The organism is Acidobacteriota bacterium, assembly GCA_022340665.1.
In the GTDB taxonomy this organism is placed as follows: Bacteria; Acidobacteriota; Thermoanaerobaculia; order Thermoanaerobaculales; family Sulfomarinibacteraceae; genus Sulfomarinibacter.
Genome location: JAJDNM010000056.1, coordinates 1 through 12712 on the forward strand (window position 1 = coordinate 1; position 12712 = coordinate 12712).

Below are 12712 nucleotides of genomic sequence, written 5' to 3' on the forward strand. Positions count from 1 at the left end.
GAACGAAATTCATAGTGTCAATTCCGTCCAGCATGAAGAGCCACCATTCGCATTAACTGGTCGTTCGGTCGGGATGACAAACTGTACGGGGGCGGCCGGCATTCCCGATTTCTAGTTCGTCTTGTACTTTACGGAGCACCCGTAGGGCTTGGTCTCTGCGATAGTGACCGCCTTGCCCGCCAGTATCTGGTCAAGGGCGGCCGCCACGTAGTTGGTGGCCGGTTGGTCCCTGTTGCCTCGCGGGTCGTCGTCGATGGCGCCGATGTAGACCAGCTTTCCGCCGCCGTCTATGAGGTACATGTGGGGCGTGGTCTTCGCGCCGTAAAGGTGTCCGACCTTGCCCGACTGATCCACCAATATGGGGTAAGGCAGATCGTTGGCTGCCTTGAACTTGGCGTTGGCAGCGGCGTCCATGTAGTGGGTCGAGTTGATGGTCAGCCAGACCACGCCCTTGCCGGCGTACGCGGAAGCCAGCTTCTTCATCGTGCCCGCCTTGTAGTGGCGCTGCACGAAGGGACAGTCGGGGTTGAGCCACTCGAGAACAACGACCTTGCCCGAGTAGTCGGACAGGCTCACCTCACGGCCCGTGGTGTCTGTGAGCGTGAAGTCGGGGGCCATGTCACCCACGCTCACGCCGGCCGCGGCTACCGATGCCACGGCAAACACGGTCATCAATATCATCATCGTCTTTTTCATCTCATCCTCCCTTGATTTCAGTTCAGTCGTCGACAGCGAGCTCGAGCTCCCAGGCGCGCCTGGAGCCGTCGGCGGCGGCCACCACCACCAGCGAGCTCAAAGTATCGATGTTCTTCACGCCTGCGCGCCGCCGCACCGCCGCGTCGATCCTGGTCAGAGAGGCGCGGCTGCCGATCCGCACGTCCTGGACCTCGATCGCCTCGGGCGGGTCGGGGTACCACTCCACCTTCGGCGCCGAATCCGGCCACCGCAGCCACAGGTTGAGGCGTCCATCGCCGAAGCCACCGGTCGTTCGCCACTCGAAGGGCGGTTCGCCGTCGGGCAACGGCTGCGGCAACTCCGTCCTCCACTCCCCCATTGTTGGCTCGACCGGAATCTCGTCAACCGCAGCCTCGAGCTTGGCCGAACCCGCAACGCACACGTCCCTGCATGCGAGCCACGAGACCTCGGCACCGATGTTCTCGGAAAGGGCACCGGCCCCGATCACCACCTCCGACGCGAGCACCACCTCATCCTCGTAACCGTAGCCCGCCAGATCTCCGCTCTGCACAAAGGAGATCGGTACCGGCCACAGCAGCGGTCCTGCCGCCCATCCTTCCGGAAGCTGCCACCGGATTTCGGTGGCGAGGCCGGCGTCGCCCGGGTACCTCCAGTAGATGTGCCAGCCATCGTCGATGACGAAGTGGACACCCAGCAGAAGCGACTCACCCGGAGCCGGGTTGGAACGCTCGGCCACCAGACGCGCACGGACCTTCGGACCGTCCTGCGAATCGTCCGCGATCCCCGCAATGGGAGAACCAACGGCGACCAGGAGCACTGCGTATGCGGCGGCTCGCACGAGACTCATGTCAGACGAAAATCAATCCTGACGATCGGTATTCCCGGACTCCCGTAGAAACAGCACCTTCCCGGCCTCCAGATCGAGGGCGAGGACGCTGCCGGTAGGTATGAAACGGTCCACCCCGAGGTCCTGCGTGAGAACCCGGATGACGCCGCCATGGACGAAGAGCAGGTGGCGCCCGGCTTCGAGGGAATCGACGAAGTCGAGCACCCGTTGGCGGAGCTCGTCGTGCGACTCGCCGTCCGGCGCCTGGAAGCCCCGGAACTCGTGAAACACCTCGCGGTAGGCGGTATCCGCCTCTTCGTAGGTGCAGCCCTCGAGCGCTCCGAAGTGGCATTCACGCAGGCGCCTGTCCGTTCGGGGCTCTCCCCAGGCGAGACGGGCACTCTCCACCGCCCGCTCGAGGTCCGACGACCAGACGCCGTCGAAACGCTGGCCGTCGATCACCGAACGGAGGGCTTCCGCCTGTAGCCGACCGTTGTCGGTCAGGGGCGGGTTGCTCCACCCGGCCACCCTCTTGGTCGCCGAGTAGGTCGTTTCGCCGTGGCGGACGAGCCACAATTCCAGAGGCGGTCTCATGGCGGACAAGGATACAGCGGCCAGGACAATCCGATCGAAAGACCGAGGCTGGATGCTGGATGCTGGATGCTGGATGCTGGATGCTGGATGCTGGATGCTGGATGCTGGATGCTGGATGCTGGATTCAACGAATCGATAAACTCTCTCGCTGACTTGTCAAGGGGTGGGCGAGCGGATCGAGAAACGAGTATCGAGAGACGAACATCCAGCGGGCGGGTGGGCGGATCGAGTATCCAGAATCGAGTATCCAGCATCTGTCGATCGAAGGCCTGCCACTTCAATTCAAAAGGGGTATCCTAGCCCCGGAGGAATCCATGAAAGCCATCGCCGACATCAGCATCATCCCGCTCGGGGTGGGCCTATCCTTGTCGAGCTACGTCGCCGTCTGCGAGAAAACTCTGAGCGAGCACGGGCTCGAACCGAAGCTGCACGCCAACGGCACCAACGTCGAGGGCGAATGGGACCAGGTCATGGCCGCCCTCAAGGCTTGTCACGAGCGACTCCACGAGATGGGCGTACCACGCATCGCCACCAATCTCCGCCTCGGCACCCGGGTCGATCGTGAGCCCTCGATGGATGCCAAGCTGAGCTCGGTGGAGGAGAAGCTGAAAAATGGATAAGGTCGGCGTTCCATTCGCGAATTGGGAGGATCCCGGCGATCTCGACGCGATCGTGGTCGGCTCCGGCATCGGCGGCCTCGGCGTCGCCGCCCTGCTCGCCAGGCACGAGGGTAGGAAGGTGGCGGTCCTCGAGCGGCACACCACCGCGGGCGGCTTCACCCACGCCTTCAGTCGTAAGGACTGGGAGTGGGACGTTGGCGTTCACTACATCGGCCAGGTTCATCACGAGGGCGCGATCCTGCGGCGTCTCTTCGACGCAGTCGGTGACGGCACCCTCGAATGGGAGCCGATGGGCGATGTCTACGACACCGTGGTGATCGGCGGACAGCGATGGGAGTACGTGACCGGCCGCGAGGCCTGGCGCGACCGCATGCATGCCTACTTCCCGGAGGAGAAGGCCGGCATCGACCGCTATCTCGCGCTGGTACGTGAGGCCCTGGTCGGCGCGCGCACGTTCTTCGCCGAGAAGGCGATGCCCGGACCTGCCGCGTTGATCGCCGGGCCCTGGTTGCGGCGGAAGTTCCTCCGCGCCTCCGACCGCACGCTCGGAGAGGTCCTCGACAGCGCCACCGAAAACCCCACCCTGAAGGCGGTCCTCGCAGCGCAGTTCGGCGACCACGGCCTGCCGCCGTCCCGGGCGAGCTTCGTCATCCACGCCATGATCTTCAACCACTACCTCGGCGGCGCAGCCTACCCGGTCGGCGGTGCCTCGAGGATCGCCGAGTCGACCGCACCTGTGATCGAGGCCGCCGGAGGAGAGATCGTCCTCCGGGCCGAGGTGGCTTCGGTCGTGGTCGAGGGCGGCCGCGCGGTCGGCGTTCGCATGGCCGGCGGCCAGGAGATCAGGGCGCCGCTGGTGATCAGCGACATCGGAGTTCCCAACACCGTCCATCGCCTGCTGCCCGACGGGACCCCGGGCCGTGAGTCCCTGCGATCAACTCTTCGGAAAACCGGCCGATCAGCGTCCCACATCTGCCTCTACGCCGGTTTTGACGAGACCGACGAGGAGCTGGGCCTCGGCCGTTCGAACCTCTGGGTCTATCACAGTCCCGACCAGGACGGTGACCTCGCCCGTTACCTGGCCGACCCCGAGGCACCAGTGCCGCTGGCCTTCATTTCCTTCCCCTCGGCCAAGGACCCGGACTTCACCGGGCGTCATCCCGGGAAGGCCACGGTGGAGGTTGTGGGCATCGCTCCCTACGAGCGCTTCCGCCGGTGGGAGGACACGAAATGGATGCGGCGCGGTGACGATTACGAGGCCCTCAAGGAAGAACTGTCCGGGCAGCTCATCGAGGTGCTCGAACGCGAGGTGCCGCAGATCGCCGGCAAGATCGCCTACTCCGAGCTCTCGACGCCTCTCTCCACCCGCCATTTCGCGGCCTATGGCGAGGGCGAGATCTACGGCCTCGACCACACCCCCTCCCGCTTCCGCGAACGCGCGCTGCGGCCGAGGACCGGTCTCAAGGGTTTCTACCTGACCGGCGCGGACGTTTGCACGGCCGGCGTCGCCGGGGCCCTTTTCGGCGCTGTGCTCTCCGCCTCGGCGATACTCGGTCGGAACCTTCTCGGGGAGATTGCCAGGAGGTAAGTGTCGGGATCGATCGCCGACACTCGATGCTGGATGCTGGATGCTGGATGCTGGATGCTGGATGTTAGATGCTAGATGCTAGATCGAATCGATAAATCGCCCTGCTGAATTCTCGAGGGACTTGCCACGGCGAAGTCCAACGCGCAAAGCCAGGTGCGCGGACAGATCGAGTATCCAGGATCGAGCATCCAGTCTCGGGCGGGCGGCCGGGAAGGCCTACTCGCCGGATGCGACGTGGAGCATCGGCAGATCACGGTCATCGTCCTCCGCCCGGCGCGGGAGCAGGGAGGCCGCCAACACGAGCCGCGGCTCGCATCGGCACAGGCCGCCGTTCCTGGCGGGACAGTCCCTGGCGTGGACCGCCACCACCCGCACCCGTTCGCCCGGGTCGGACAGCCAGCCGCGGCGGCGGAGGATTTCGAGGTAGTCCATTCATTCTGCTGTACGCAAAACGGGGGCATTTGTTGCCCGCGATTACTTCAAAAGAATGAAATGATTACTGACAATGCACTACTCAATTGAAGCCGAGAGCACCGAGACCGCCGCCCCGAGGCCGGAATCGAATCCCTTTCTCACCCGTGGGTCGCCAAGACCGCGATACCGCCGATCCTCGGTTCGCGGCAGGTTGACGTTGTCCGTACAGAAGAGCAGTGCTCCGGCCGACAGCCCGAGCCTGGCGCAGACCACGGCGACGCCAGCGCACTCCGATTCAACGCCGATCACGAGCCCTTGGCAGTCTTCGTAGATCTCGGGCCCCTGGCGGTATCCGGCATCGGTTGTGAAAACCACACCCCGATGGGCTGCAACGTCGGCCCTCGAAGCCTCTCGCCACAGCGCTGTTGTCACGAGAGGGTCGAACGAGGCCGGAAATCCCGGCGGCGCGTAATACATCGACGTGCCTTCACCGCGGACCGCTCCGTGCGCGACGACGAGGTCACCGATTCCCACTTCCTCCGCCACGCCGCCGCACGCACCGAAAACCACGACCCTGCGGCAACCGGCTGCGGCCACCATTTCGAGGGCGTTGGCAGCTGCGGGCGAGCCCATTCCCGAGTAAACGAGGGTGACGTCGGCCGGCGCGGCGGTCAATTGATACACCTCACGGTCCGTGGTCTCGTCCAACGGCACCGCCTCGCCTTCCAGAACATCGACGACGGCGGAGAGATAGGATCGCCTTCCGAAAGGCAAGAGCATCACCGATTCCGCACACTCGAACTGCGGATTGTTGGCGTGGCTGAAGTCTCGCTGATTCATGGACCCAATTGTGTCTCAGCTATTCCCCGAAAGCGAGCACTGCCCTCTCCCGGGTGTTACCATACCCAGTCGGGATTGGAGGCGCTGATGTTTCGTTTTCGCAATATCTCAACTGTTCTGGTTCTGTCTGCCCTGGTCGCGCTCCTGGTCGCCTCCGTTCGACCCGCAAACGCCTGCACCAACATCCTGGTGACCAAGGGTGCATCGGCGGACGGCTCGGTGATCATCACCTATGCCTGCGACGGACGGTTCCACCCCCGGATGAGGAGGAAGGACGCCACTGATCACGAGCCCGGGAGCGTGGTCGAGATCAAGGACTGGTCCGGGACGCTCCGCGGCACCATCCCCCAGGTGGAGCACACCTATGCCGTTGTCGGTCTGATGAACGAGCACCAACTGGCGATCAGCGAGACCACGACCACCGGCCGCGAGGAGCTGCAGAACCCCGACGGCCTGCTTCACTACTGGACCCTCATGCAAATGGCACTAGAGCGCGCCAGTACCGCTCGGGAGGCGATCGAGGTCATGACCTCGCTGGTCGAGGAGTTCGGCTACCGCTCGACGGCCGAGTCCTTCTCGATCGCGGATCCGAACGAGGTGTGGCTGATGGAGATGATCGGCACCGGCCCGGGCGGTGACGGCGCCATCTGGGTCGCTCGGCGAATCCCCGAAGGCTACATCTCCGCCTATGCCAACGGGCCACGGATCAGGGATTTCCCGCGCGACGACCCCGAGAACTGCCTGTACTCGGAGAACGTCGTGTCATTCGCGATCGACAAGGGTTACTACGATCCGGCAGACGGCAACCCGTTCAGCTTCGCCGACGCCTACGATGCGCCGACCGTGCAATCGAGGAGATATACGGCGACCCGGGTCTGGAGCATCTTCAGGCGCGCCGCGCCGTCACTCGAGCTCGACCCCGACTATCACCGCGGCGTCAGCGGCGCCACGCCCTATCCCCTGTGGATCAAACCCGACACGAAGCTCAGCGTGGCCGATGTCATGGCCCTGATGCGGGACCATTACGAGGGAACGCCGTACGACATGACCCGGGGAGTCGATGCCGGGCCGTTCGGGAATCCCAACCGCTGGAGGCCGATCTCCTGGGAGGTCGACGGCACGAGCTACACCTGGGAGCGCCCCATCTCGACCCAGCAGACGGGATTCTCCTTCGTGTCCCAATCACGATCATGGCTGCCGGACCCGATCGGCGGCGTGTACTGGTACGGGCTCGACGACACCTACACTTCCTGTTACGTGCCGTTGTACGCGGGCATCAACCGCCTGCCTCACTCATTCACCGTCGGCCGGATCGACACGTTCTCGTGGGACTCGGCGTGGTGGGTCTTCAACTTCGTCGCCAATATCGCCAACCTCAAGTACGCGTACATGGTGGAGGACATCCTGCTGGTGCAGCGGGAGCTGGAGGGTAGGTTCCTCGCGATGCAGCCGGTGATCGAAGAGACCGCCCTGGCCCTCGCCTCGTCCGACCCGGCGATGCTGCAGGAGTATCTCACCCTGTACTCGGTCGGTCAGGCCGACGAGATGGTCCGTCGCTGGAAAGAGCTTGGTGAGCGCCTGCTCACGACCTACAACGACGGCTACGTGGCCGGCAAGGGGAACGAGGTCGAACGCGGCTATCCGGAAAGCTGGCTGCGCGAGGTCCTGCGCGCCCGGCCGGATCAATTCAAGCTCGAGCAACCCGAAACGGCGGAAAACGAGCTCCCGTATTGAGCCCGTCGCAGCCCGAATTCAATGAACGAGGGGGGAATCAATGAAGAAACTGTGGATCCTGCTGGTGGTTTTGGCCCTGATCGCGGCACCGGCGATGGCGAAGAAGAAAGTGGCCGAGGAACCGGAGAACGGCGACGACGAGCCAATGTCGGCCAAGACCTTTGCCGGCCTCGAACTGCGCAACATCGGTCCGGCGATCAATTCCGGACGGGTGGTGGACTTCGCGGTCCAACCCGATGCGCACCACATCATCTACGCAGCAACTGCCTCTGGAGGGCTGTGGAAGACCACCAACGCCGGGATCACCTGGACGCCGGTCTTCGACAAAGAAGGCTCATATTCCATCGGCTGCGTCACTCTCGATCCGTCGAATCCCGCTGTGGTCTGGGTCGGAACCGGAGAGAACAACAGCCAGCGTTCGGTGGCGTTCGGCGACGGCGTCTACAAGAGCCTCGACGGCGGCGCAAACTGGGAGAATGTCGGGCTAAAGGAGTCCGAGCACATCGGCATGATCGCCATCGATCCCCGCGATACGGACGTCGTGTACGTGGCCGCGCAGGGACCGCTGTGGAAGGCGGGCGGCGATCGCGGTGTCTACAAGACGACTGACGGAGGGGCGAACTGGGAACGCGTGCTCCACGTCTCCGAGGAAACGGGCATCAACGAGGTCCATCTCGATCCACGCGATCCGGATGTGCTCTATGCGGCGGCCTATCAACGCCGGCGCCACGTCTGGACCCTGATCGACGGCGGCCCTGAATCGGCGATATACAAATCGACCGATGCCGGCGCCACCTGGCGCAAGCTCAGCGAAGGCCTGCCCAAGGTCGACATGGGCAAGATCGGTCTCGCTGTCTCACCGGCCGATCCCGACGTCATCTACGCCGTGATCGAGGCCCAACGCGACAAGAACGGGACCTTCCGCTCGGACGACCGCGGCGAAAGCTGGTCGAAGATGTCGGACTATGTCTCGGGAAGCCCGCAGTACTACAACGAGCTTCTGGCCGACCCCAGGGATCCGGACCGGGTCTATGCCATGGATACCTTCCTCAACGTGAGCCAAGACGGTGGCAAGACCTTCAAGCGGGTCGGCGAAAAGAACAAGCACGTCGACAACCACGCGATGTGGATCGACCCTGACAACACGGACCACTTCATCGTCGGATGCGACGGCGGCATCTACGAGAGCTTCGACCGGGGCAACACCTACCGGTTCTTCGAGAATCTGCCGATCACCCAGTTCTACCGGGTGTCGGTCGACAACTCGAAGCCCTTCTACTACGTCTACGGCGGAACCCAGGACAACAACTCGATGGGCGGACCGTCGCGCACGCTCTACAAGTCGGGGATCTCGAACGAGGACTACTTCATCACCTGCGGTGGCGATGGCTACGAGACGGTGGTCGATCCCACCAACCCCAACATCGTCTTCAGCGAATCCCAGTACGGCGGGCTGGTCCGCTACGACCGCGTCAGCGGCGAGGCGGTGGGCATTCAGCCGCAGGAGGAGCCCGGTGAAGCCGCCCATCGCTGGAACTGGGACTCGCCGCTGATGATCAGCCCCCACTCCCCCACCCGGCTCTACTTCGCCTGTCAGCGCATCTACCGTTCCGACAACCACGGAGACTCCTGGACCGCGATCAGCCCGGACCTCAGCCGCCAGATCGATCCCAACTCGCTGCCGGTCTTCGGGTCGATCCAGAGCATCGACGCGGTGGCCAAGAACATGTCGACCTCGAACTACGGCGGTATCGTCTCCCTCAGCGAGTCGCCGCTGGTCGAGGGCCTGATCTACGCCGGCACGGATGACGGCCTGATTCAGGTGACGGAGGACGGTGGCGCCACCTGGAGCGCGATCGACCAGGTCTCCGGGGTGCCGGATATGACCTACGTCAGCCGTCTCGAGGCCTCGCAGCACGACGCGGACACCGTCTACGCCGCCTTCAACAACAAAAAGCGGGGTGATTTCTCGCCCTATGTCTTCGTCAGCCGCAACCGCGGCCGCTCGTGGAGCTCGATCGCTGGCGACCTGCCGGAACGCGAGATCGTCTACTCGCTGGTGCAGGACCATGTCAAACCCGAGCTCCTCTTCGCCGGCACCGAATTCGGGCTTTACTTCACGGTCGACGAAGGACAGCACTGGATCCGCCTCAAGGGTGGGCTGCCCACCATCCAGGTGCGTGATCTCGATATCCACCGCCAGGAGAACGACCTTGTCCTCGCCACCTTCGGACGCGGTTTCTACATCCTCGACGACTACACGCCGCTCCGCCAGGTCTCGGAGCAGGCGTTCGAGGAGGAGGCGATCCTCTTCCCGACCAAACCCGCCCTCCGCTTCGTCGAGAAACGAAGCCGCATCGGTTCGCGCGGTGAGACCTTCTACACCGCTGACAATCCGCCCTTCGGCGCGACCTTCACCTATTACCTGAAGGACGGCTTCAAGACCCTCGAGGATACCCGCATAGAGGCCGAGAAGGAGGCCCGCAAATCGGAGAAGGAGCCGGTGATTCCGACCTACGAGGCGCTCCGCGCGGAGGAGGAGCAGATCGAGCCCAAGGTCTTCTTCACCATCCGCGACGGCAGCGGCGCGGTGGTGCGCCGGATCGACGGCAATATCTCGAAGGGCCTGCACCGGGCCACCTGGGACCTCCGCTACCCGAGCGCGCGCCCGACCTCGATCAAGAAGGCCGAGGAACGCCTGCCGTGGGAGCGGGACCCGGTTGGACCCCTCGCCCTGCCCGGCACCTACAGCGTGACCATGTCGAGCACGGTCGACGGCGTCACCACCGACCTCGCGGGCCCGCAGGAGTTTCAGGTGGCAGACCTTGGAATCAACACCTTTGCCGCCGACGATCCGGCCGCGGCACGGGCGTTTCAGCAGAAGACGTGGGACCTGGAACGTGCGGTTCGCGGAGCCCTGAGATGGGCGGGCGAAGCGGAGAGCCGTCTCGCTCACACCCGCAAGGCGCTCTACGACACACCCGGAGCCGACACCGCCATGCTCGCCGAATCGCAGCGGATGCAGACCGAGCTGAACGACATCCTGGTCGCACTCCGCGGCGACCGGACGAGACAGCGAAGAAATGTGAACACGCCGCCGTCGGTGTCGAGCCGGGTGTACAACATCGTCGGATCCCAGTGGGACACTACCTCGGCGCCGACCGGCACCCAGCAGGACGCCTACCGGTGGGCCGCGGAAGCGTTTTCGGTGGAGCTCGCGCGGTTGAAGGTCCTCGCCTCCGATCTCGAGGCCTTCGAGAGCCGGCTCGAGGCTGCCGGCGCACCGTGGACACCGGGGAGGCTGCCCAGTTGGTCGAATTAGGAATGAGGAATGAGGAATGAGGAATGAGGAATTAGAAATTAGGAATTGGGATTTCGGATTTCCGTCCATCCACCCGATTGGTTTTGGGATGTTGGATGTTGGATTAGCAAAACCCGACCATCACCCTGGCATGCGACAGTCGGCGAACGCTGGAGTGGAGGGCTTCGTGGCGAGGGCCGTGAGACGGCGTGAGATGGCGTCCGCTCGCGGGCGCCAGATCATGGCGTATCGCGGACCGCAGCAGAAGCCCGGTAACGACAGCGGGCGAGTGAGGTTTGACGGACAGACGAGAGTTCTCTCTCGAATGGCCGGAGACCCGAGGACGTGCTGCCGCGGTCGCAGACCGCGGCGGGCGGACATCGGGCACGGGGAAGAGAGTCGCTCGGCTCAACGTTGTGCACGCTGGAGGACACGGCATGGCGAAGGCGACATTTGGCGCGGGATGCTTCTGGGGTGTGGAGGCGGCGTTTCGGAGGATCGACGGTGTGACTGATACCGCGGTCGGATACGCAGGCGGCCACACCGAGAATCCAACCTACCGGCACGTCTGCTCGGGCACCACAGGTCACGCCGAGGTGGTCGAGGTCACCTACGATCCGACGCGGGTGTCCTATGAAACCCTCCTCGACAACTTCTGGGCGATGCACGACCCGACCCAGGTCAACCGCCAGGGCCCCGACGTTGGCGACCAGTACCGTTCGTTGATCTTCTTTCACACTCCCGAGCAGGAGGAGCAGGCTCGGGCGGCAAAACAGAGTCTCGAAGACGGTGGCCGCCTGTCCCGACCGATTGCCACCGTGGTCGAGCCTGCGCCGACATTCTGGCGGGCCGAGGAGTATCACCAGCGCTACCTCGAGAAGAACAGCCAAGCTGCCTGCAATCTCGGTCACGCTGGTGGGGGAAGATAACGAAACTCGGCGGAGATTCGATCATCTCAGTAAGCAGGTACAGGTATCTGCCGCAGGGGCAGGATCAGCGTGCAGCGGCAACAACAGTTGACCGGGACAGAGTGGCCGGTTCCGTAGCACGGACAGCGGTCCGGCCTGTGAGGCCGTCGTGGTCACCCCCCGGGTCGTTCGATCTGAGACATAGCCGGTGGCCAGCCGATGTCAAGGGCAAGCCGGTCAAGCCGGTGCGTCGCACCCTTGACATCAGCTGTCTCACCGGCTCGAGGGGCGGCATGAACGACCCGGAGGTGACCATGTCCAGCGCCCTCAGCAACACGAGACTCGTTGTCCATGAAAAGGCTCTCGACGCTGCCGGCATCGCCATTCGACTCGTGTTGACAGTCCCGGCTCCGCTGAAATCGATCGCCGATCAGGTAATTCGCTCAGCAAGTTCAGTTCCGGCCAACATCGCGGAGGATCACGGCAGATCTGGAAGAGACAGGCTCCATTTCTGGCGAATAGCCTACGCATCGGCGAAGGAGGCCGACAGCCACCTACGGCTCCTCACTCGTGCCGGAGCCGTCAATCGCACCAGAGCCAACGAGGTGCTGTCGGTTTTCGATGAGGTCCGCGCCATGACCTGGCGGCTTCTCAATCCGAGATCGTGACAGGGCCATACCCCACATGCTGCCTCCTGGTACGGTCGCTGGCTGCCGCCGTAGTTCTTGTCCCTGATGCCGTGGATCCTGGCACCGGAAAAAGGAAAGAGCAGCAGCTGGTCGGCGGCTGCGCGCAGCGCAGCCGGACCGAGGCCGCGTAGGGCTTCGTGGCGAGGGCCGCGAGGCGTCGTGAGATGGGGCCCGCCTGCGGGCGCCAGATTGCGGCGCATCGCGGGCCGCAGCAGAAGCCCGGGAGAGGCCTCGGGCCACAGGGCGACGCCGCAGGCGCAGCACTCCCAGCGCCGCCAGGCGCTGGAGCCGACCTTCGGGCCTGCGAACCCGGGCGACACCGTTCACGGCGAAGTGGGAAGAACGAAGCCTGGAGCGAGGGATTCGCATCGCGCCGGATTTGGGCCTGGGGGTGCGATGAGCGACAGAGGGGAGGAGGGATAGATCTGGTGATCATCCCGACGAAGCCGACAAGCGAAGCGCGGACCCAGGTCCGGGAACGGCGCGATCATTTATTTTGGGG

General features: G+C 64.2%; 11 protein-coding genes. 6 read left to right on the forward strand and 5 right to left on the reverse strand.

Going from position 1 to position 12712, the window contains the following annotated elements; translation table 11 throughout:
* Positions 1-111: 111 nt before the first annotated feature.
* The 3 genes from LJE93_07500 to LJE93_07510 are packed head-to-tail and all read right to left on the reverse strand — an operon-like array spanning position 112 to position 2116.
* On the reverse strand, positions 112-696 hold the full coding sequence (locus LJE93_07500) for a thioredoxin family protein (GenBank protein MCG6948739.1): 585 nt from the start codon (positions 694-696) through the stop codon (positions 112-114).
* 22 nt (positions 697-718) lie between these two features.
* Positions 719-1543, reverse strand: a complete 825-nt coding sequence (locus LJE93_07505) for a hypothetical protein (GenBank protein MCG6948740.1) — start codon at positions 1541-1543, stop codon at positions 719-721.
* Between the two features lie 12 nt (positions 1544-1555).
* Positions 1556-2116 (reverse strand): histidine phosphatase family protein, encoded by a 561-nt coding sequence (locus LJE93_07510; GenBank protein MCG6948741.1) that lies wholly within the window; start codon positions 2114-2116, stop codon positions 1556-1558.
* 314 nt (positions 2117-2430) lie between these two features.
* On the opposite strand from LJE93_07510, the gene LJE93_07515 reads away from it, so the two are divergent.
* Complete coding sequence (locus LJE93_07515) at positions 2431-2736, forward strand: MTH1187 family thiamine-binding protein (protein MCG6948742.1); 306 nt, start codon at positions 2431-2433, stop codon at positions 2734-2736.
* Positions 2729-4324, forward strand: a complete 1596-nt coding sequence (locus LJE93_07520; GenBank protein ID MCG6948743.1) for an NAD(P)/FAD-dependent oxidoreductase — start codon at positions 2729-2731, stop codon at positions 4322-4324. The genes LJE93_07515 and LJE93_07520 overlap by 8 nt, the downstream gene beginning before the upstream one ends.
* Before the next feature lie 216 nt (positions 4325-4540).
* On the opposite strand, the gene LJE93_07525 is transcribed toward LJE93_07520, so the two are convergent.
* Both LJE93_07525 and LJE93_07530 read right to left on the reverse strand, forming a co-directional pair.
* Positions 4541-4756: a hypothetical protein gene (locus LJE93_07525; GenBank protein MCG6948744.1), complete on the reverse strand. Its 216-nt coding sequence runs from the start codon at positions 4754-4756 to the stop codon at positions 4541-4543.
* A 78-nt stretch (positions 4757-4834) separates the two neighbouring features.
* Positions 4835-5578, reverse strand: a complete 744-nt coding sequence (locus tag LJE93_07530; protein MCG6948745.1) for a hypothetical protein — start codon at positions 5576-5578, stop codon at positions 4835-4837.
* A gap of 87 nt (positions 5579-5665) precedes the next feature.
* Between LJE93_07530 and LJE93_07535 the strand changes: the two genes are divergently transcribed.
* The 4 genes from LJE93_07535 (at position 5666) to LJE93_07550 (ending at position 12189) form a co-directional block, all read left to right on the forward strand.
* Entirely contained in the window at positions 5666-7312 is a 1647-nt protein-coding gene (locus LJE93_07535; GenBank protein MCG6948746.1) for a C69 family dipeptidase, read from the forward strand.
* A 40-nt stretch (positions 7313-7352) separates the two neighbouring features.
* Positions 7353-10634 carry a glycosyl hydrolase gene (locus LJE93_07540; protein MCG6948747.1) on the forward strand — a complete coding sequence of 1094 codons (3282 nt, stop codon included), beginning with the start codon at positions 7353-7355 and terminating at the stop codon, positions 10632-10634.
* A gap of 416 nt (positions 10635-11050) precedes the next feature.
* Positions 11051-11542: a peptide-methionine (S)-S-oxide reductase MsrA gene (gene msrA / locus LJE93_07545; protein ID MCG6948748.1), complete on the forward strand. Its 492-nt coding sequence runs from the start codon at positions 11051-11053 to the stop codon at positions 11540-11542.
* A gap of 293 nt (positions 11543-11835) precedes the next feature.
* Complete coding sequence (locus LJE93_07550; protein ID MCG6948749.1) at positions 11836-12189, forward strand: four helix bundle protein; 354 nt, start codon at positions 11836-11838, stop codon at positions 12187-12189.
* Positions 12190-12712: the final 523 nt, after the last annotated feature.